This is a genomic window from Patescibacteria group bacterium, from assembly GCA_034659915.1.
In the GTDB taxonomy this organism is placed as follows: Bacteria; Patescibacteriota; WWE3; order JAUXAW01; family JAYEID01; genus JAYEID01.
The window spans coordinates 30,742-50,902 of record JAYEID010000014.1 but is presented as its reverse complement, the minus strand read 5'-3'; the positions used below and the strand labels follow the sequence as shown (position 1 = coordinate 50,902).

At 41.5% G+C, this 20,161-nt stretch carries 23 protein-coding genes, 5 tRNA genes and 1 other RNA gene; 25 read left to right on the top strand and 4 right to left on the bottom strand.

What is annotated here, in order from left to right; genetic code table 11:
- The first annotated feature begins 3 nt into the window (after positions 1-3).
- The gene (locus U9M98_03055) at positions 4-1,311 is read left to right on the top strand and encodes a glycosyltransferase family 39 protein (GenBank protein ID MEA2020668.1); all 1,308 of its coding nucleotides are present in this window, start codon (positions 4-6) and stop codon (positions 1,309-1,311) included.
- Positions 1,308-2,795 (top strand): MraY family glycosyltransferase, encoded by a 1,488-nt coding sequence (locus U9M98_03050; GenBank protein ID MEA2020667.1) that lies wholly within the window; start codon positions 1,308-1,310, stop codon positions 2,793-2,795. Before U9M98_03055 ends, U9M98_03050 begins: the two co-directional genes overlap by 4 nt.
- Here the strand turns inward: U9M98_03050 and U9M98_03045 are convergent.
- Positions 2,763-3,215 carry a hypothetical protein gene (locus U9M98_03045; protein MEA2020666.1) on the bottom strand — a complete coding sequence of 151 codons (453 nt, stop codon included), beginning with the start codon at positions 3,213-3,215 and terminating at the stop codon, positions 2,763-2,765. The genes U9M98_03050 and U9M98_03045 overlap by 33 nt on opposite strands.
- Before the next feature lie 70 nt (positions 3,216-3,285).
- Here U9M98_03045 and U9M98_03040 point away from each other — a divergent pair, with 70 nt between their 5' ends.
- On the top strand, positions 3,286-4,227 hold the full coding sequence (locus U9M98_03040; GenBank protein MEA2020665.1) for a decaprenyl-phosphate phosphoribosyltransferase: 942 nt from the start codon (positions 3,286-3,288) through the stop codon (positions 4,225-4,227).
- Here U9M98_03040 and U9M98_03035 read toward each other — a convergent pair.
- Both U9M98_03035 and U9M98_03030 read right to left on the bottom strand, forming a co-directional pair.
- On the bottom strand, positions 4,224-4,703 hold the full coding sequence (locus U9M98_03035) for a hypothetical protein (GenBank protein MEA2020664.1): 480 nt from the start codon (positions 4,701-4,703) through the stop codon (positions 4,224-4,226). The two genes, U9M98_03040 and U9M98_03035, sit on opposite strands and share 4 nt — an antisense overlap.
- Positions 4,700-5,203 carry a hypothetical protein gene (locus U9M98_03030; protein MEA2020663.1) on the bottom strand — a complete coding sequence of 168 codons (504 nt, stop codon included), beginning with the start codon at positions 5,201-5,203 and terminating at the stop codon, positions 4,700-4,702. Before U9M98_03030 ends, U9M98_03035 begins: the two co-directional genes overlap by 4 nt.
- Before the next feature lie 62 nt (positions 5,204-5,265).
- On the opposite strand from U9M98_03030, the gene U9M98_03025 reads away from it, so the two are divergent.
- Genes U9M98_03025 through smpB form a run of 6 tightly spaced genes read left to right on the top strand, consistent with a single transcriptional unit; the run spans position 5,266 to position 9,627 of the window.
- Positions 5,266-6,630 (top strand): O-antigen ligase family protein, encoded by a 1,365-nt coding sequence (locus tag U9M98_03025; protein ID MEA2020662.1) that lies wholly within the window; start codon positions 5,266-5,268, stop codon positions 6,628-6,630.
- Position 6,631: 1 nt separating this feature from the next.
- A complete protein-coding gene (locus tag U9M98_03020) occupies positions 6,632-7,195 on the top strand; it encodes a hypothetical protein (GenBank protein MEA2020661.1) in 564 nt (187 codons plus the stop codon).
- A gap of 29 nt (positions 7,196-7,224) precedes the next feature.
- Positions 7,225-7,800: a PH domain-containing protein gene (locus U9M98_03015; GenBank protein MEA2020660.1), complete on the top strand. Its 576-nt coding sequence runs from the start codon at positions 7,225-7,227 to the stop codon at positions 7,798-7,800.
- Positions 7,793-8,023, top strand: a complete 231-nt coding sequence (locus tag U9M98_03010; GenBank protein ID MEA2020659.1) for a DUF5657 family protein — start codon at positions 7,793-7,795, stop codon at positions 8,021-8,023. Before U9M98_03015 ends, U9M98_03010 begins: the two co-directional genes overlap by 8 nt.
- A 6-nt stretch (positions 8,024-8,029) precedes the next feature.
- A complete protein-coding gene (locus tag U9M98_03005) occupies positions 8,030-9,148 on the top strand; it encodes a hypothetical protein (GenBank protein MEA2020658.1) in 1,119 nt (372 codons plus the stop codon).
- Positions 9,149-9,171: 23 nt separating this feature from the next.
- Positions 9,172-9,627, top strand: coding sequence for an SsrA-binding protein SmpB (gene smpB, locus U9M98_03000; GenBank protein MEA2020657.1), 456 nt, complete (start codon positions 9,172-9,174; stop codon positions 9,625-9,627).
- A 240-nt stretch (positions 9,628-9,867) separates the two neighbouring features.
- Here smpB and ssrA read toward each other — a convergent pair.
- Positions 9,868-10,284, bottom strand: a transfer-messenger RNA (tmRNA) gene (gene ssrA / locus U9M98_02995).
- Between the two features lie 125 nt (positions 10,285-10,409).
- On the opposite strand from ssrA, the gene U9M98_02990 reads away from it, so the two are divergent.
- From U9M98_02990 to U9M98_02915, 16 genes are all read left to right on the top strand, one after another.
- On the top strand, positions 10,410-11,135 hold the full coding sequence (locus tag U9M98_02990) for a ComF family protein (GenBank protein MEA2020656.1): 726 nt from the start codon (positions 10,410-10,412) through the stop codon (positions 11,133-11,135).
- A gap of 274 nt (positions 11,136-11,409) precedes the next feature.
- Positions 11,410-11,501 (top strand) — tRNA-Ser (locus U9M98_02985).
- Between the two features lie 105 nt (positions 11,502-11,606).
- The gene (locus U9M98_02980) at positions 11,607-12,149 is read left to right on the top strand and encodes a hypothetical protein (protein ID MEA2020655.1); all 543 of its coding nucleotides are present in this window, start codon (positions 11,607-11,609) and stop codon (positions 12,147-12,149) included.
- 42 nt (positions 12,150-12,191) lie between these two features.
- A tRNA-Arg gene (locus tag U9M98_02975) sits at positions 12,192-12,267 on the top strand.
- A 4-nt stretch (positions 12,268-12,271) separates the two neighbouring features.
- Positions 12,272-12,361 (top strand) — tRNA-Ser (locus U9M98_02970).
- A gap of 74 nt (positions 12,362-12,435) precedes the next feature.
- Positions 12,436-12,996 carry a histidine phosphatase family protein gene (locus tag U9M98_02965; protein ID MEA2020654.1) on the top strand — a complete coding sequence of 187 codons (561 nt, stop codon included), beginning with the start codon at positions 12,436-12,438 and terminating at the stop codon, positions 12,994-12,996.
- Positions 12,997-13,086: 90 nt separating this feature from the next.
- Positions 13,087-13,162: transfer RNA gene (locus U9M98_02960), tRNA-Arg, on the top strand.
- 72 nt (positions 13,163-13,234) lie between these two features.
- A tRNA-Ser gene (locus U9M98_02955) sits at positions 13,235-13,325 on the top strand.
- A 60-nt stretch (positions 13,326-13,385) separates the two neighbouring features.
- Positions 13,386-15,164 (top strand): DNA primase, encoded by a 1,779-nt coding sequence (dnaG, locus tag U9M98_02950; protein MEA2020653.1) that lies wholly within the window; start codon positions 13,386-13,388, stop codon positions 15,162-15,164.
- Positions 15,161-16,243, top strand: coding sequence for an RNA polymerase sigma factor RpoD (gene rpoD / locus U9M98_02945; GenBank protein MEA2020652.1), 1,083 nt, complete (start codon positions 15,161-15,163; stop codon positions 16,241-16,243). The genes dnaG and rpoD overlap by 4 nt, the downstream gene beginning before the upstream one ends.
- A 526-nt stretch (positions 16,244-16,769) precedes the next feature.
- Positions 16,770-17,012, top strand: a complete 243-nt coding sequence (locus tag U9M98_02940; GenBank protein ID MEA2020651.1) for a GIY-YIG nuclease family protein — start codon at positions 16,770-16,772, stop codon at positions 17,010-17,012.
- 156 nt (positions 17,013-17,168) lie between these two features.
- A complete protein-coding gene (locus U9M98_02935) occupies positions 17,169-17,405 on the top strand; it encodes a GIY-YIG nuclease family protein (protein ID MEA2020650.1) in 237 nt (78 codons plus the stop codon).
- A gap of 59 nt (positions 17,406-17,464) precedes the next feature.
- Positions 17,465-17,833, top strand: a complete 369-nt coding sequence (locus tag U9M98_02930) for a hypothetical protein (GenBank protein ID MEA2020649.1) — start codon at positions 17,465-17,467, stop codon at positions 17,831-17,833.
- Between the two features lie 375 nt (positions 17,834-18,208).
- Positions 18,209-18,616: a hypothetical protein gene (locus U9M98_02925; GenBank protein ID MEA2020648.1), complete on the top strand. Its 408-nt coding sequence runs from the start codon at positions 18,209-18,211 to the stop codon at positions 18,614-18,616.
- 309 nt (positions 18,617-18,925) lie between these two features.
- A complete protein-coding gene (locus U9M98_02920) occupies positions 18,926-19,450 on the top strand; it encodes a hypothetical protein (protein ID MEA2020647.1) in 525 nt (174 codons plus the stop codon).
- Between the two features lie 169 nt (positions 19,451-19,619).
- Positions 19,620-20,129, top strand: coding sequence for a hypothetical protein (locus tag U9M98_02915; protein MEA2020646.1), 510 nt, complete (start codon positions 19,620-19,622; stop codon positions 20,127-20,129).
- Positions 20,130-20,161: the final 32 nt, after the last annotated feature.

Genomic DNA, 20,161 nt, shown 5'->3' with positions numbered 1-20,161 from the left:
ACTATGTTTTTAAAAATCGCTCCTAACATCATGACGCAGAGTCTTTGGCGGGATGAGGCTTTTTCAGTAATTCTTAGTGGGCTTCCTTTTTCCCAATTACTTGAGGTTACTATTAATGATTTTAACCCTCCTCTATACTATGTGGTTTTATCTGGTTGGATAAATCTTTTTGGGAGTGGTGAAATTGGAGTAAGATCCCTCTCCACACTTTTTCTTGTTCTTACTGGTATAGGAGTGTTTTTGGTAACTAGTAGATTGTATTCAAAACGAATTAGTGGTTTTGCAGCTATTCTTGCCTTGTGTAACCCCTTTTTATTTTATTACGCTTTTGAAGCTCGTATGTATACGCTGTTAGCATTTCTAGTGTGCTTGAGTTTTTATTTTCTAATTTCTAACAGTTGGGTTCTTTTTAGTTTAGTAACTGTCTTGGGCTTATATACTCATAATTTCATGGTTGTTGCTTTGATATCTGAGTTATTTGCATTTCTTATTCTTTGTAAAAATGCAAAAGAACACGTAAAGCCGCTGCTACTGTCTTTATTTGCTATTTTTGTTGGTTACATTCCATGGTTGGTTGCAGTGGTTGGGCAGGTAGGTAACATCTATTCTAACTTTTGGATTGAGAGTCCAAGTTGGAAGCACGTGTTTACATTTTTTGGTGAGATTTTGCTAGACGGTGCTGTTACTAGCTTCAATTCTAGGTTTGCAATTGGTCTAATTTTTTATTTGGCAGTCTTAGTTGTTTTTTATCGGTTTTTTATTTTGAAGATTGAGGAAGCGCGTGTGTCTGTAGCTATAGTCCTTTTTATAGTGGCTCCTGTCTTTTTAACATTGCTAGTTTCGTGGGTTGCAGTGCCACTTTTTGTATTACGGTACCTTATCTTTGTTGTAGTGCCCATTAGTATCTTCATGGCGGTATTGATAGGTAAAATGGTGCCGGCTCGCTTATCTTTGTTGTTTTTCGCGTGTACTTTGAGTTCCTTTTTGTACTTAAATGCACAAATTTTTAAAAATCCGCATAAGTTAGATATAAGAAACCACATTGAGCGTATTGCTGCTGTGAGTAGTGGTGAACCTTTGGTGTGCGGAACAATTTTGGATTTTTATCAGGTTAAATATTACGCAAACCGTATTTTCGACTCTGTTCCTAGTATCTATGTACTTTCTTCTGGTGTAGTTACTTATGCTGGAGAGGCTCTTCTTGAAAGTAAGGAAGTTCTTGATAACCTCCCCCAAGGTGAGTACTTTTATATAGAAAGGGAAAATGTTTTTGTTTGTACTGCTGATGTTTGTAAAGATTTACAGCTATGAATTTTTTAACCTCCAAATTTTTAAAAACCCGAAAAGGAAAAGTATGGTTGGTTGTTAATTTATTACTTGTGTGGTTACTGTGGGGATTGGTTGTAAACTTTTCCAGTGTGATGCCAGAGCAGATACCGTTTTTTTATAGCCAACCTTGGGGTAGCTCGCAACTTGTTTCTGTATCACTTTTGTATCTTTTTCCCATAATAGCCACTAGTGTCCTTTTGCTAAACTTAGTTTTTATCAATGTTCTTTGGAATAACCGTGAGTTAGATTTGGTTCTTGCTGTGGTGTTGTTGGCAACAGCTACCCAAGTTGCTTTCCTCGTCTCCTTGGCTCGTATTGTTGTGAATGTTGCATCTTCTTACCAAATCACTGTTGGAGGGCGCTTGTTCTTGGCAGGTTCAGCTTCTTTTGCAGTTTCGTATTTATTAACTCCTGCTGTGAAAATCTTTGCAAATACTTTGGGTGCTGTCGATGATCCTACTCAGCATAGGCATCCTGCAATCTTGCACAAGAGGTCTTTGCCTCGCGCTGGTTCTTTGGCATTTCTACTCGCATTTATTGCTATTTCTTTCCTAGTGGTGCCTGTAGATACCAAGTTACTTGGTATTTGGCTAGGAGCTATTTTGATGGCAGTTATTGGTGTTATTGATGATCGGGGGGCTTCTGGAAAATTCCGTGAAATTAATCCTTATGTGAGGCTGCTTTCTGAAATTTTAGCAGCTTTGGTAGTAGTATCCTTTGGCGTAAGCGTGCCTTTTTTTCGTAATCCATTAGGTGGTGTGGTGCGCTTGGATGCTTTGCAGGTTACAGTTAATTTTTTTGGACAGCATAGTATTTTTATTTTAGCTAGTTTGGTTGCCATTCTTTGGATTGTTTGGGTCATGAATATGCTTTCCTGGTCAAATGGTGTAGATGGACAGTTTTCGGGAATTGTATTTTTAACTTGCATTTTCTTAAGTCTAATATCTTTACGTGTTGCTAACGGAGACCTTATGCAGGTACGAACTGCTGTTTTGTTTGCTGTTGCTGGGGGTGCTGCCTTAGGTTTGTTGCCAGTTAGTTGGCACCCTTCTAAAATTCTTTGGGGGTTTGGTGCAACTTCTTGTGGGCTTATTATTGCAGCTTTGTCTATTTTATCTACAGCAAAAGTTGCTACATCTGTGCTGGTTTTGCTGGTACCTACTCTAGATGCTGTAGTTGCTATTTTTAGAAGAGTCTTGAAAGGAACTTCGCCAGTGTGGGGGGACTCTGCCCATTTTCATCACCATTTGTTGAAAATAGGATTAAGCCAAAAACAAGTAGCTTTATTTTATTGGGCTCTTACCTTTATTTGTGGTTTATTGGCTTTGCATACTGTACAAAAGGGTCGCTTTTTAACACTGTTAATGGCTGGAGGTTTAGTTGCCTTTGTCTTAACTGTTGTCAACTGGGGGCGGTCTGGATTTTCAAAATTCTTATTTTGGAAAGATAAGCAGGATAATTGCTAGTGCTAATATACCAAGTTGCGTTATAACTCCCCAGGGGAGGTGAGCCCTGCCATGGAAAATGTGTTGAATCTTCATGGTTGTTATTGTAACCCAATTTTCGTTGCCCCAGAAAACGTAAGGTGCTTCAAGAGCATCGGGTAGATTTGCTAAAGCGCAAGTTCCTGCGAGAACCAAGGCTTGTTTTAGGTCTGGTAACGCGTTTATTATGAAAATACTACCAAGAACAAAACCTGTAAAAACATCTAGTCCTGCGTTTATCTTATCCCTTTTAGTAATTTCGTCTTTGAAACTAAAAAAGTCCCAATGGGGTATCAGGTCCAGAGCAAAGTGAGAAAGAAAGGAGAGTGCTAAGGCTAGCGGCCATGGTGTGACCTTTAGTCCCATAGCAATTCCAACAAAAGTGTGTACTGTAGACATCATGGCAAGTGGTATACTAGCTTAGGTAGTGTTAAAATTCAAATAGACAGTCCAAAGTTTGAAAAGTGTGCCAATGACCTTAATAAAAACCATACGTTTTATTTTAATATCAGCTCGGCCAAGTCAGTGGCTCAAAAATGTTATTCTTTTTGGTGCTGCATTTCTTGCTGGTAATTTGTTTGATCCACAAACTTTTTTGCGAGTAACAGCCGGTTTTGTTGTGTTTTGTATAGTGTCGTCGGCAATGTATATTTTTAATGATGTAATGGATAGAGAAAAGGATCGACTGCATCCTGTAAAGAAGCACCGCCCTATTGCTAGTGGGAAGCTTTCTCCAATTATAGCTCTAATCAGTTGTGTAATTTTCTTAGCTATTGCTTTTCCCTTATCTTTTAAATTATCGCACTATTTCTTTCTTGTCGTCTTTGCTTACGTGGTTTTACAGCTTGCTTATAGTAGTTTTTTGCGGGACGTTATAATTATTGATGCACTTACCATCGCGCTAGGTTTTATCTTTCGAGTTTTTGCAGGTGCTTTGGTAGTTCCTGTCTCAATATCTTCGTGGTTGGTTCTAACTACTATTGGGTTGTCTCTTCTTATGGCTTTTGGGAAGAGGAGATCTGAAAGGACCTTGTTGGAAGTACAAGGGCAAACCTTTGATGCTAGAGCAGCGTTGAGGGATTACCCTGATACTTTGCTAGATTCCGCTATTTCCACTTTTTCTGCATTTACAATCTTGTCTTACTCGCTTTTTGCTTTTCAAACATCACCTACTGCTAGTGCTTTCCAAGAGTTATTACCTTCCATTTTGGCCAAGCCCAAGTGGATGTTGCTGACTGTACCTGTTGTAATTTATGGTGTAACACGGTATTTGTACGTAATTTATGAAAAGAAAGAGGGAGAATCTCCGGCAGAAGTCTTGCTTTCGGACGTACCCTTACTCTTATCAGTTTTATGTTGGGCGTTAGCAGTTTGGGTTATTGTATATGTTTTGGGAGGTAATGACTTGTTTTAGAGTGTCCAGATAGTTAGTGTTATTTGAGTTAGGGAGCTTTCTAGGTTTGGTAGGCTTGGTGCTGTAATTATGATGTCTATCCAGCACGATTGTTTGGGGTCCAAAGTTATTTCTGGTTGTTGATTGGGACTGAAGTAGGCAACTATATCTTGATCTTCGGAACGTTTTCCTTCAATATTCATTATTTCAATTTGGTATGTTTGGGAGGCATTGGTATTGTTTTTAAGGCTGATAGCACGTTTGTAAGTAGCTTGTTGTCCCCAGAAAGTTTTAACTGCAATTTTTTTGCTGATGCCTTCTTTAATTTTCTGAAGAACTTCTCCTTTGGAATTAATTCTAGCTCCGAGAAAAGTTCCTACTTCAAGAGTGGGGTCCATCCCACTTATGTAACCTACTACTCCAATAGGGCCTAAGATTAAGATTACTAACATGCTTGCTAAGGCTGTATTTGTGAGGAATTTGGTTATTCGGTTCATGATTTAGCAATTTTTATTTCGCGGTCGACATCAATAATGAATATGCTAGTAAATATTAGAGTCACAAATAAAATGGCAAGCGAATATTCCCAAGAAACAAGGTTCCAATATGATTGTAATAAAAACAAAATAGTTAGAAGCCATTGATATGAAAGCCAAACAACTGCTTGGTGAAACAGCTCGTAGGTGGTTTCAATTAGTGATGTAAGGTTTAGGTCATACAAACGGAGCGTTATTTTCGGACTTATATGTGTTGTATGGAAAAGGTAAGAGCGGATTAGGATAAAAACCATACCTAGCGTTACTGCACTGTAGGAAAAAAGGTTGGAGTATTTATTTATTGTGGCAGCGTGATGTTCTGCTAGAGTACCCAAATCTAGAGTAAACGGCACATTGATGTGTATAGAGAGAATAGCTACTCCCAAGACCTTCCCGGCTATAACAACAACTGCGGGAAGGATAGCTTCATCAATTAATTTGAGCAGGGTTTTGGAAATCATGCCTTTATAAGTACTTCCCTTAAATTACATTTTGCAGCAAGTAGTGTTATTCTAAGCATACTATGGAAAATCAGATAGTGTCAATATGCGACAAGACTATTTACGTTTTGTATATACTGTTATTTTTTATAACACCCCTACTAATATGCCCTTGGACATATGAGCTTTTTGAGTTTCCAAAGATGATTTTTGTTTATGCTTTAGCAGTGCTTATTGTTGCCTGCTTTACTATTAGATCTCTTTTTACTTCTTTTCCTTCTCTACAACATGTTTTCAAAAAAGTACCGTGGATAACTCTACTTTTTGTTCATTTAGTTTGGTTTTTCTTCTCGGTAGTTTTCTCTATGCACATCTATACTTCTATTTTTGGCTATTATTCCCGGTTTCACGGAGGACTTTTTAGTGTTGGAGCTTACCTTGCTCTCTTCTTGGTGTATATTTTTGAATTTGGAGCTAAGCCAGAGGTGTTTGTGAAGTTTTGCTTTGCGTTAGTATTTTCAAGTTTTATTGTTAGTATTTATGCTGTTCTTCAACATTTTGGAATTGACAACCAGTATTGGGTTCAGGATTCTGCTTCCCGCGTTTTTTCTTTCTTGGGTCAGCCAAATTGGTTGGCTGCTTGGTTATTAATGGTTATTCCCTTGTCTTGGGCTTTTTACTTTGCGGAAAGAAAGGGATTTTTAAAAATAGTGTTTTTCGTGTTGTCAGTTATTACATTTACCGCTTTTTGGTTTACTTACTCGTTGTCAGGGCTTTTGGGCTTTGTTGTAGTTGTGGGATTCTTTTTTATTGTTTTTCCTATTCAAGCGCGGAGCTTTTACCCAAAAGGGACTGTTTTTATTTTGGCACTAGCTTATGGTTTTATAATTACTTGTTATTCAGGTCCTTACTTAGAAAGAATAGAGGGAGCTTGGAGGCATTTAGTTGGAAATTATGAGGTGTATGCTTCGGAACTTAATATTGCTGGAGGAGGTGATACTGCCCAAATACGAAAAATTGTTTGGCGCGGAGCTCTCGATGTGTGGAAAAGCTCTCCCAAGGTATTTTTGGTGGGAACTGGTCCGGAAACCTTTGCTTATGCCTTTTTGCCTCATAGGCCTTCAGAATTAAATAAAACATCTGAATGGGAGTTTCTTTATAACCGAGCGCACAATGAGTACCTGGATGTTCTTACTGAGCAAGGTGCCTTTGGCCTTCTTTCTTACTTAGCGTATGTTGGAGTTTTTGTTTGGTGGGGGTTGGGCAAAGACAGTGCTATTGTAGGGTTAGGTGCCCTTGGGGAAAGAAGGATCCAGTATCTAAAGCGTGCTGCGTTTTGTGGTTGGCTTAGTTTGCTTGTCACCAACCTTTTTGGATTTTCCGTGGTTCCCACTGCACTGCTTTTTTGGCTTTACCCAGCTTTTTTATGTGCTGCGTGTGCTTACTGATATGAAAAAGAAACAAGGCTTCCTGTTAATGATAACAACTGTATTAACTATTAATTTGTTGGGTGCTATAGCAGTAAGGTTTTTGGCAGATTTAAAGTATGCGCGGGGTCGTGTCCTAGCGCAAAGAGGGTACATGGCCCAAAGTGTGTGGGTTTTGGAACAAGCTACAAATTTGTGGCCTTGGGAGCCCCGCTACTATAAGGATTTAGCAAGAGGACATGCAGTTTTAGCTAAGGTGGGAGCAAATGCTGATGATTTTAGCATGTATGCTTCGCAAGAAGCAGATAGGGCTGTTCAGCTAAACCCGCAAAATCTGGTTACTTTGAAGTCTGTTATCTCAACTTATTACATCTTGGCGCAGATTGACTCTAGGTACCAGGAGGAGTTAGAAAAATATGTTACGCAGGCCTTAAACCTGTGTCCCACTGACCCTAATTTGTGGTATCTAAGCGCACTTTCTTACAGTTTAGCTGGCGAGAGGAGTAAGGCAAAGTTAGCAATTGAACAAGCCTTAAAGCTAAAAGACCCATACCCAGAAGCTGAAAACCTTTATCAGGAGCTCTAAAAACCCTTTCGTGCTATAATAGTAGCCAAATGAAGGATAGGATTTCTCAGCAAAAGAGGAACTCAGCCCTTTCTGCTTATACAGAAAACCCAGGTGATGTTAACTTTGCCGCTCAGGAGCCTGGGGAGGAGGTTTTACTTCTTCTAAGAAGACATCCCATAACAAACCTACCCTGGTTGTTGGTTCTGCTTTTCCTAATCTTGTTCCCTTTTGCGCTTGTCTTAATTCTTGAAAATACCTTGTTTGAAAACGTTTTTATCCCAGTTAGGGTAAGGATATTACTCAGTATTCTTTGGTATCTTTTTTGTTGTGGTTACGCCTTATTATCCTTTCTTTCGTGGTTTTTCAATATTTATTTGGTTACTGACCGGAAAATAGTGGATCTGGATTATTTTGGTCTCCTTTTCTTTCGTGTTTCGGAGACTGAGTTATCTCAGATTCAAGATGTTACCTATAGTGTAAGCGGTGCTGCCCATACACTTTTTAATTATGGTGACATATATGTACAGACAGCTGCAGAAGCGCGTGAGTTTGATTTTATTGCTGTTCCGCGACCGGCACAAGTCCATGATTTGATTACAGATCTTGCCCAATTGTATGATTGAAGAAGTTATTCCTTTGCAATTTAATCTTGTTACCTTAGTAGAATACATTTTGGGAGTTTTGGTGCTCTTTTATGTAGTATTTTCATTGCTAGCAGTTCGGCAAATACATCTTCTTGTAATGAACATAAAGACTAGCGTTTCTGGTTGGGTATATGCTGTTGGATTTATAAATTTTATTTTTGCTTTTTTAGCTTTTGCTGCTACAATAGCTTTAATTTTTTGATATTTAATGGAGTACCAAAAAAAATCTTCTAAAAATGTATCTACAAGATCTACAACTATTCTGCTGGTGCTCCTTTCTTTAATCTTCCTTGGTTCCGTAATTTTTACTTTGATTAAGCAGCGCAACGTTGTTAGGCGAGAGCAAGCTTTAGTTGCAATGCAGAAGGCAGAGGAAAGTTTGAAAATTGCGCAAGATTTAGTAGGGCTGGATGATGAGGAAGCTCGGGAGCGCCTTAATTTGGGTCGTGAGGAACTGTTGCGGGCAGAGAGATTGGGTATTCCAGAGCGGCGGGCTAACGATGTGCGAGAAAATTTTCTGGAGATTGAGAATCAGATTCTTAAAATTCAAGAATTAACAGTAAGAAAAGTTTTTGACTTCTCAAGTATAGGAGAAAAGACGGACCTAGTGTCTGTAGTTTTTGTGCCTGGGAGTGAATCTCTGCTTCTACTGGATAAGAAAAGTTCTAAGCTTTGGCATTTTTCTAATTTGACCGCTTCCCAACCGGTGGTAGAAACGATATCCCTTTCTTTTCCGGGAAATTTGGAAGGACTTTCCGCAAGTGAAGAAGGCATGTTAGTTTGGGGGACGCAAGGGTTTGCAAGATTGCAACCTAGTTTGGAGCTAGGGGAAGTTCAATCTTTAGATAGTGGGTGGCAAGTAACAGATGTTTCCCTATTTTCTGATTGGGTTTATGTACTTTCCTCAGCCCAGAATCAAGTTTTTAAATTTTACCCTAGCGTGTTCGGGTACGATTATGTACCTTGGTTAGGAGAAGAGATAGAAGTTGGGGGTCATTCCCTTATGCTAATTGATGGCGATATTTATATTTGGTCGGAAAGCTTTTATAAATTTAGGAGGGGAGTGGAGCAAGATTTTTATGTGCGTACCCAGTTGGATCTACCACTGGAGCAAATCGCGGCTATGGCTGGATGGCAAAATTCTAATTTTTTATACTTGTTGGATCCAAAAAATGTTCGGGTGCTTAAATTTGATAAATACGGAGTGTTAGATGCCCAGTTTAGAACAGATAAACTTAGGAACGCGCGGGATCTTGCACTTAGTAGTGATGAGAAGTATCTGTACTTTGTAACAGAGAACAAATTATTTATGGGTTTGCTTGAATAATAGGTTGTGCGTAGGAACTAACCATGGTGAAAATTGTTACAACTAATAAAAGGGCATACCACCGCTTCAGAGTTTTGGAAACCTTAGAAGCTGGTATTGAGTTAAAAGGTCCTGAGATAAAAAGTATTAGAATGGGGCGGGTTAGCCTTGGTTCTAGTTACGTGAAAATTATTGGTGAGGAAGCATATGTTTTGGGAATGAGAATTGATCCTTATCCTAAGGCACCTCGAGACGCATTTGACCCCCAAAGGAAGAGAAAGCTCCTCTTGAGAAGAAGCCAAATAGCGCGCTTGGTGGGTATTGATGCCCGAAAGGGTTTTACTATCGTTCCTCTAAAGATGTATTTGAAGAGCGGCTTAGCTAAGTTAGAGTTAGGGATTTGTAAAGGAAAGACACGACGGGATCGGCGAGAAGAGCTAAAAGAACAGGCAATGCAAAGAGATGCGGAAAGGGCTATGAAGGATGAATTGAAAAAATAAATGTGGGTTGAGGAAACACAAAATCCCGTCAAACGACGGGATTTCTTTGTTGCGTCGTAACTTGATAAATTAAAAAAGGGTTACCATGTTTGTCCGGCTTAACTTGTGGTTATATCTGTACCGGTGAGTTAGGTACTGAAAGGGGAGATCTCTTGTCCTATTCGACTAAGGCTTCCAAATTCCCGATCCTTAAAGCTTTCCATGGTGGGCCCGCTAAGCGGGCCTACACCACGCTAAGCGTGGTGGAGATGGGGGGAGTCGAACCCCCGTCTCGAAAACTACTCTAGATCAGTTTACAAGCATAGTTAGCTTTAATAATACTCAGGTGGTAAAAGCTAACAAACACATGCCTGAGTGTGGTTTATAAGTTCTTTGGTACAAAACAAAACCAGATTTTTATACCGCATCCCGACTGGATGATGCCCGGCAAGGCTTCATCGGGAGAAAGCCAAGCGGACACCTCAGGTTACGCTAAGGCGTACTGAGGAGTAGGGGAAACAAGTGCCGACGCAAATCGGTTAATTGATTCCTCTACTTTAGAGAATAAGTTGGCATTTATTTTGCCTGCTCCCAATAGATTGGGAGACTTAAAGATTAACGAGGTTTGCTCGGCTTGAAGATCTAGAACTTGTTTTCAATCGAAACCAAGTCATCCCCACGAGTTGTTAGAGTGCACGAAGAAAAGACTTCTTCAATCAGGGGAATTATAGCATAAACAGAAAACCAAAGCAACTAATAAGACTACAAGACCAAAATTATTAATACTATAACACTTTGTAAATATGATACCCATTAATACAGCAACAAGAGCAATTGTGGATAAGTTGGGGAAAGTTTTAGTTTCTTTTCTTTTTCCCCGAAAGTGTGTGGGCTGCAGGCGGTTTGGGTCTTGGTTATGTCCCAAATGCGAAGATAAGTTATCTTACGCTCCGTTTCAGTACTGTTTAGTTTGCGGAAGACCTGCTATTGGAGGCTTCACTCATCCTGGTTGTGCAACTCGTTACAGTGTGGATCGACTTTTGGTTCCGTTTCAGTACCAAGGTCCCTTGCGGCTTGCAATTTGTCGGGCAAAATATTGGGGTGAGTGGGCGTTGTTTTCAAGATTTGCAGATTTAGTTTCTTTGTGGTTGGCATATAGTTCCATTTCTTTTTTGCCTGATACTGTACTAGTTCCCATACCTTTGCACCCTTTGCGGCTTTGGGAGCGGGGCTTTAATCAGTCTGAGATTTTCGCAAAATATTTAGCGCAGCAGTTGGATTTGAGCGTGTCGTTCTTGGGATTGAAGCGTGCTCACTATACGCAAAGCCAAACTAAGCTAAACCAGCAAGAAAGAAAGAAAAATGTCCGAGGTGCTTTTTCCTGTTCAAGTGCTTTAGAAGGTAAAAACATTGTTCTGGTTGATGATGTTTGTTCTACAGGTGCTACCCTTTCTGAAGCTTCTAAAATGCTTAAGAAAAAGGGAGCTCGAAGTGTGTGGGTACTAGTTATAGCGCATGGTGGTAACTAGTAATTTTAAACAATTCTTGGTACCATTAGAGTGGTTAGTGGAAGGGTGGCTGAGTGCTCAATGAGACTCGATTATTCCAATCTGGTGGAAGAATCGAAAGTCGAATTAGTCCGCCGAAGCCTTAGCGTAGGCGGAGTTGAAAGCGCTGGTCTTGTTCAATGAGGCCCGCAGAAGGTGAGCTTGGGCGAGCCTGATGCGGTGGCCGAATTAATCCCGTAGTAGCCTTTTTGGCTGCGTTTACGGGAAAAACCAGGAATTTGATTTAGTGGTTAGTGGAAGGGTGGCTGAGTGGTTGAAAGCGCTGGTCTTGAAAACCAGTGTCTCGATTTATCGGGACCGTGGGTTCGAATCCCACCCCTTCCGCCACGATGTCTTGTCCCAATCCCGATTTGCTAGGATGGGCTAGAACTTTGCAGCGCCTGATTTGTGGGGATAAGGTATTTGAACAGAAGGAGGTGATTAGTTTAATAGATGGAAGAACAAAGCATAGAAAAAAGTGAAAATTATGAAAGTTTCTCTGCCCATGAAAAGGGTGAGGATGATGTACTATTAGATTGGGAAGCCTCAGAAAGACCGTTTAAACAGCGCGATAAAAGTTGGTTTACTACTGTAGCTGTGATTGTGGTTTTAGTTAGCTTTGTAGCTCTTTTCCTGCGCGAATTTATCTTACTTGGAGTTGTATTTGCGATTACATTTGTAAGTTATTTGCTTTCCACAAAAGAACCCCAGACCTTGCACCATAAAATTACAGTAGACGGGGTTTCTTTTTCTGGAACCTTGTACCCGTGGAAAGATTTAGATGAATTTTGGTTTAGGGATCTAGGAGGGGAACGTGTCCTTGTTGTTACTTTGAAAAGAGGTTTTCCTGGGCAGTTAATAATGCTTTTGGGGGAGACAGATGAGCACCGCATAAAAAATGTATTAGCTAAGCACTTGAAGTTTGTCACTGAGCCCCCAACTGACTGGATGGAGCGTTCTGCTCATTGGCTTTCTGATAAGACTGGTTTGAGTTGATTGGTTTTTTGTAGTTAATGGGTGGTTTGGATTTATTTTGATGTCCCCGTAGCTCAATGGATAGAGCGTTGGCTTGCGGAGCCAAAGGTTGTGAGTTCGAGTCTCACCGGGGACACCATTTAGGTGGGGTGCCAGAGTGGTTAAATGGCCCGGTCTCGAAAACCGAGGGGGGATTTATCCCCACGCGAGTTCGAATCTCGCCCCCACCGCCATCAGCGCTTATAAGCTTAATTTTGCTGGATGCTAACTAATGTTTAGAGTTGTTTATTGGGGAGTTTTTTTATAGATGACTAGTGGTTCAACAACAATACTTTTGATTCGCCACGGGGATACTGGAGTTGACCCCCGTGCGCAAAAGCCAGAAGATGGTCTTTGTGAGCATGGTAGAAAAGAAGTTCAAGACCTTGCCCAATTTTTAAGCAACTACCCAATAGTTGCTTACTATAGTAGTCCCTATCAAAGAGCGCGCGATACAGCCGCTGTTTTGGCTGGTGATTCTTCCGTGAGGGTAGACTCACGTCTGCGCGAGATTCCTTTGTGGACAGATCCCTTAGACCTTTCTGAGGATGAAACCCGCTTGGAAATGGCGAAGATACTGGTGGAGGCTCAGGAAGGTGTAGAAGGTGTGTTAGAAGATGTTCGGGAGAATTATGCTGGTTCCTCTGTTGCGCTAGTCTGTCACGGAAATATGATTCGGGCTACTTTAGCTTTAACACTAAAAATGAGTTTGGAAACTGCAGTTCGCCTTCAAACTTATACAGCAAGTCTTAGTGTTTTGGAATACAGACCTCAGGGATATTACCTTTTAAGACTCTTTAATAGTAAGCCTTACATTTACAACGAGTAATCTAATTATTCAACTGATAAAATTAACCTGTTAGTTAAGGGTGCTTAACTTCTAAAACTTTGAAACCTCGTAAAAAATTGCGTTTGTTTGGCGCTTGTAGCTCAGTGGATAGAGCGGTTGCCTCCGGAGCAGCAGGTCAGAGGTTCGAACCCTCTCAAGCGCACCATAACTTTTCGCGTGATTTTTTGCTGTGAACACGTAGTTGGTATGGTTTTATGGTATTATTAAGTTGTGTTATGGAGGGGTCGCGTAGTCTGGCCCATCGCACTTGCTTGGAAAGCAAGCGTGTTTAAAAGCACACGTGGGTTCGAATCCCACCCCCTCCGCCAGCTTTTGAGTAAACTTTGATTTGTTTGAGAAAAACCAGATTTTGATACAATATTATTGTGATGGCTACAGACCAAGTTCAAGAAATTAAAGAAAAGATAGATATAGTTGATTTTGTGTCCCGCTATTTGAATTTAGAAAAAGCTGGTAAGAACTATAAAACGCTTTGTCCTTTTCACGAGGAGAAAACTCCTTCTTTTATGGTTTCCCCCGAGTTACAAATGTACAAGTGCTTTGGCTGTGGCAAGGCTGGGGATGTTTACAATTTTTTAATGGAGATGGAAGGTGTTGATTTTGGTGAAGCTTTGAAAACTTTAGCAGACCAAGCAGGTGTAGAGCTTAAAGATTACAAACCCTCGCCGAAAGAGGGTCGCAAAGAAAAGATTTTGCGGATTAACCAGTTAGCGCAAGAATTTTTTCATTACCTCCTTACAGAGCATGATGTTGGAACCGCAGCTCTAAATTATGTAAGAGGGGAAAGAGAGTTGCCAAATGAGATTATTGAGGACTTTAAGTTAGGATACGCCCCGCAGTCCTGGGAAAGTCTAGGTAGGTTTCTCTTGAGTAAAGGATTTACTCTTTCAGAAATTGTGGAAAGTGGTTTAGTTATTCGTAAGGATACTGGCCGTAAGTTTTATGATAGGTTTCGTGGTAGACTTATGTTTCCCCTCCATAACTACCGCGGGGACGTAGTGGGTTTTTCTGGTCGGGCACTTAAAGAGGAAACAGGTCCAAAATATATGAATACTCCTGAAAGCCTAGTTTTTAGTAAAAGTAGGTATCTGTATGGTTTATTTCAAAGTAAAAAATTTATTCGTGAATCAGGCAAAGCTTTGGTTGTAGAGGGACCTATTGATCTTTTAATGCCTTACTCTCGCGGTACCAAAAATATTGTAGCTTCGCAAGGTACTGCTCTTACTCCGGGTCAGATCGGTTTGTTTAAGAGATATGCGGACAGTATTTCCATTTGTTTTGATACAGATCTAGCAGGTAACGCAGCTACTCGCCGGGGTATTGAGTTGGCAGAGAAAGAGGGGTTGGATGTTTCGGTGGTTGTCCTTCCCCCAAAATACAAAGATCCAGATGATTGTGCGCGTCAAGCGCCTTCTGAGTGGTCACGATTAGTTGAGCAGCCAGTTGCGGTTTACGATTTTTACATCCAGAAAGCACTACAAAAGTACGATCAAAAAACACCAGAAGGTAAGAAAAAGGTGGCAGCAGAGGTGCTTCCTGTTTTGAAAGATATTTTCGATGATATTCAAAGGGCTGCTTATGTGCAAAAGCTAGCTTCTGAATTGGAGATGGGATTAGAGGTTGTAGAGCAGGCATTAGCCAAAGCCCCCTCTGCGCGGTCCGAGGACTACAAAAACAGGTCGGAGTCGGATTTAGAGCCATATTTTGAACAAAGAGAGTATCCATCAAAAGAATTTTACATGTTGGCTCTTATTTTACGAGCCCCTAAGGATCGTGCAGAAGCATTTACCCATCGCTTGGGACGGGAGGATTTTTCTCATCCTCGTCTCCGCACTTTTTTTGAAAGGTTGAAAAGTTACCATCGTGACAACGAGGACTTTATTTTAAAGGGGTTCCGTGCTAAAATTGAGCAGGATTCAGAGCTTTTGGAATTGCTGGAAGATTTAGTTTTGCAAGATTTTAATTTCGCACTGGAAGATTTGGATGATGAATTAGAGGTAGGTTTGCATAAACTGAAGCAAGAGAAGATTCGGAGAAAGATAAAGAAGCTGGGTAAGGAAATTGCTGTTGCGGAGGAGGCGGGAGAATACGACAAAATAGAAAAACTACAAGAAAAGCTAAGTAAATACTCACGCAAATTACAATGAAAGATTTAAGAGAAAAAACTGGAGCAAAAGAATTAATAAAGGAAGGTAAGGAAAAAGGTTATGTTACTCAGGAAGAAGTATTAGCTGTATTTCCTGAGGCAGAGGACGATATTGAGCTTTTAGACGACGTGTATACAATCTTTGTTCAGGAGGGAATTGATGTCCTCGAAGAGCCTGAAGATGAGAAAACCCGAGAGGAAATCGAGGAGGAGCTTTCTCTAGATGATGTCAAAAATGAAAGTTACTCTGATCCTGTGAAGATGTATTTACGGGAAATAGGACGAATTCCCCTTCTTACTGCTGAAGAAGAAGTTGAGTTGTCAAAGCGAGTAGAAAAAGGAGATGAGGAAGCTCGTAAGCATCTTACTCAGGCAAATCTCCGTTTGGTTGTTTCTATTGCAAAAAAATATACGGGAAGGGGCCTTTCCTTTTTGGATCTTATCCAAGAAGGAAATATTGGACTTATGCGTGCTGTTGAAAAGTTTGATTGGAGAAAGGGTTACAAATTTTCTACATACGCTACTTGGTGGATTCGTCAGGGAGTGACTAGAGCAATTGCAGACCAAGCAAGGACAATTAGAATCCCGGTGCACATGATTGAGACTATAAATAAATATAAGAAAGTAGCTAGGAAACTTGAGCAGGAGTTAGATCGTGAGCCAGAACCAGAAGAGGTTGCGGCAGAAATGGAAGATGTTGATATTGAAAAGGCGCGGCAGATTGAGCGAATCCGTCGTCGTCCGGCATCGATTGAAGCTCCAGTTGGTGAGGAGGGGGACTCACGCTTAAAGGATTTCTTGCCAGATGAAACAGTTATTTCTCCTGAAGATGTTACTTCTCAGTCTTTACTCAAAGATAAGATTCGGGAGGTCCTTTCTACATTGGATCCCAGAGAACGGAAAGTTTTGGAGTTTCGGTTTGGGTTAGAAGACGGTAAACCCCGAACATTAGAAGAAGTAGGAAAGGAATTTGACGTAACCAGAGAACGAATCCGCCAAATTGAAGCTAAAGCTCTACGCCGTCTCCGACACCCTTCTAGGGCAAAAAAGCTTAAAGGCTTTTTGCGTAGTTCTTCTTAAAGTTGATTCTAGCCTTAATTTAAAGTAAAATATAGGTACGTTCCGGGGTGGCGCAATGGTAGCGCGCGGGCCTGTGCAGAAGCGCAGCTCTTGAAGGAAACTTCAAGATGCCAACTGGGTGAATTGTCGGGAAGCCTAAGATCCTTATAGGGATTATGGTAATCCGCAGCCAAGCTCTGTTTTCTTAAACAGAGAAGGTTCAGAGACTAGGTGATTACACCTTCAAGTGCCCAGTATCTACGTTTCGATTACATATCGAAATATGATAATGAGATAGTCCACTCTCTTGTGAAAGCAGGAGGTTAAGTGTAAGCCCTAGGTTGTGGGTTCGAATCCCACCCCCGGAGCCATCCTTCGCCAAGGCTACGGACTGGCATGCCATCTTTTTGAGAAGGTCCACTACGCTTCCAAAGCTTTGAGCGACAGGGCGTTACGAACTGGTATGCCATTACGAAGTTCTGATGTAGTACGGTTTTGCATCCTTCCAATGTTTTATTGCTATATACTTCTAAGTTAAAAGTCCCCTATTTTTTATTACGGTTCGACTGATAATTTGAAAAGCAGGATCAAGTTGCATAATGATGGGAAGGTAGAATCTACTAGACCACATAGGCCATGGGATTTAGTTTGGTATGGTGCTTTTCAAACGGAAAAAGAAGCAAGAAACTTCGAAAAATATTTAAAGACTGGGTCAGGGAAAGCTTTTGCATACAAACGATTAGTTTCCGTAGCCTTGGAGAAGGACTTCTCTTCCGGTCGTAGGGGGTGATTCAGGTAGTACGTAGCTTCTGACCGAAGTATACCACCCCCGGAGCCACCATAATTCCTTAACGAGTCTGCGAGTTTAGGAATTATGAGTGCCGTACGTAGTCGTCCGAAGCTTTAGCGAAGGAGGACGAAGTAGGGCATCTGATACAATAGGTTTGTGCACTACGTTTATATCCTCAACCTTTCCAACGGAGATTACTATACCGGTTCAACATATGATCTTGATAGAAGATTGGAAGAGCATCAATCTGGCAAGAACCCCTCTACTAAGAATTTTTTACCTTGCCGGTTAGTTTCCTATACAGCTTTTGAATCGAAAGAAAAAGCAGAATCATTTGAAGCCTATCTCAAAACAGGTTCAGGGGTAGCTTTTAGAAACAAACATCTAATCTAATCGCTACCCCATAAAATTGTAAATTACCCCGAAATTTGTTATTGTTACCCCAGAGATATGTGTTTTTAGCCCGTATTGGTTGGAGCTTATCGATTCGTTATTTAAGAAAGGAGCGAAAAGTGGAACCGGTTGAGGAAGTTCGTTATACGGAGGAAAGCCCGCGACTTATCGAAGCACACGAGAACGATGTTAAAAGAAATGAGGATGGCACTGCGGATATTTTTGTGTGGGGTTTTCTTTTCCGGAACTGTGAAGTGCGTCAAGAACTTGTGAGGACCCTGTTCACTGGTGGAGAACGTTGGTACGCGATCGTTACGCACCCAACAGGTAATGTGCTTAAAGTGTGTCTTGATACGCACCAGCTATCCGGCGAAGACTACTTCAAGCGGAGAAGAGAGGGAGTCCCTGAATTACGGGCACATTCCTGAGCCCACTGTAGCAGAAACCATGGCCTAGTAGGAAAATACCTTTGGTTCTCGTAACACGCGATTGCGCACAAACTTAACCCGAACGGGGGAAATCTTGTCTACTTTCGTATGTAGACTTGAACCCCCGTTCTCTTTTTTGTTCAGCTACTGCTAATTTAAGCTTCTCAAAATAGTTTCGAACACTAGTCACCACATGGAGTTGCTCTTCTTTCCCTCCTTCTTATTGTTTGGCTAGTAACCTGCCCAACTGCTAAAATATCTTATAAAGTTGCTAACTACCTTGCCATTTGCTATAGTTGTTACTGCAAGTTTGTTTCATTTCCTACGCTGCCCAGTTGGGCAACTTTCTACGTCTAGAGAAAGGAGTTGGGAAAAATGCACGCTTCATTAAGAGTTTGTGTTTCACTAGTTTCTGCTCCGGAGGTAGTTGATGTCTCAACATCGCTGAAAGAAGGACTAGGATTGAAGATCCGAAATGTGGTTTCTAATACTTTGGGGATTGATTTAGGGGAGGTTGCTTTTGAATGGAGGGAACCTTTTATCTATTCTGCCGAGGCAGCTATAGTTGTTACAGTACACATCTATCCTTCCCGTACTTTCGACTTGAACAGAAATCAAGTTGTTGATCTGATGGGGGTTGTTCTGCAGGTCTTGAGGGAAGCTCAGAGGGATGTGTTTTCAGAACGCACCCAGATTATATTGAGTGCGGAAGAACGTAGGGATGTTCTTTTTGCGGCAAGTTGGGGCCCATCCAAACGCTTACCGCCAAAACCCGTGACTTAGTTAGACCAGTCTTGTTAAAGGAGTCTCTATGGAACCGGAAGTAGCCGTTCGTTATGTTGATATACCGCGTTGGGTGCAAGCACAAGGCGGGGATGTTGAGAGGAATAAAGATGGCACAGCCACCGTGTTTGTGTGAGGCTACGTTTTCGAAGGATGCGAGGTGCATAGTGCACCTTCTGATCGTGGCGTACCCGAGACGGAATATGTGTTGGTCGAACACCCAACCGGGAACAAGTTACGAGTGTGGTGGACTGTTTAGAACATTTCTGGTGTTGTGGCAACTTTCTATCTTGAGTAAGGAGAAACCAAATGCACGCGAAGGATGAGCTGGGAAAAGTTTTCTTCGAGTATCCTACCAGAAGCTATGTGGTCTACGCGCTCTCTGGGGAGGGTGTAGTGGATGAGGCTTACAGCGTAGTTAGACTTCCAGAAGGGGATATACTCCTTCTTATGTATGCCGGTGAACGCTCGTACCTTGTTGTTCACGATGTATTGGAATTAGCGGCCCCTCCCTCAGTGAGGGGAAAGCCTTGTGCGGTGTGGGAGGCGTCTTTAGTGATTGGTCCTGGTCAAGGGGTTCAAGCTTTCCCCGGTGAATGGACTGCGGAACTTATTGAGAAGATGGAGGCTGCTGCCTATGTGAACAATCTCTTTTATGTGGTTTTCACACTGGAAGAATATCAGGTTCTGGAGAACGGGGGTTTGGAGGAGTTGAAAGAGCGGCTGACTCCTAACCTGGCGCATCGTCTTCACCTGTTTGAATCTTATCCTACTCGTGGTGTAGAGGAAGAACCAACGCTTCTGGTCTGTCGACACGGACGCTGTCCGCATTAGATCGGCTCATATTTGTAGAGCGAGTATGTTTTTCGTCCCATGGCGATGATATGCTCGCTCGTGTTTTTTGCTCCAGCTCCCGTTACCCTATAAAATTGTGGGTTGCCCCCAAATTTGTTATAATTTCGGTGTAACTCAATAAGCAGTAATAACTGGTGATGTGCTGTATATGGGTACAATGCCCGGAAGGAGTAGTGTTGTGAATAACGGTACTGCTGTGGACAAGGCTCGGAAGGATCTAGAAGCCTTAAACGCTATTGCGCCCACGTCTCGGCAGGTTGAAGAAGTTTTGGAGACTTTTGCAGATGGCCTTGTAAAGGTTTATGGAGATCCTGGAAGCAGGGCAACAAGAACGGAAATTGTTCTGGACGATGCACTGGTAGTTTTTCACGCAAATACCGGTGTTGGAGAGGGGATGTTTGCTTCTAAGGCATATCCTAGTGAGATCGAAGTTATAGTCAACGAGCATACCTATTCGTTACGGATTGTGCCTGATCCACAGACCAGTGCGTTCAACCCTATTTATATATTCTTTGATGGGGATGAGAAGATAGGTTTGGGACACGGACAACGTATGGACTTGCAGCTTGCCTCGGGTCTTTTGGAGACTCATATTGGTGGCGCTTCCGATCGTGTTCCTACAGAGGTTTTCGCATGGATTCGGCGAAAACTATCCTGAACTATTGATGGCTCCAATATAATAGCTAATTG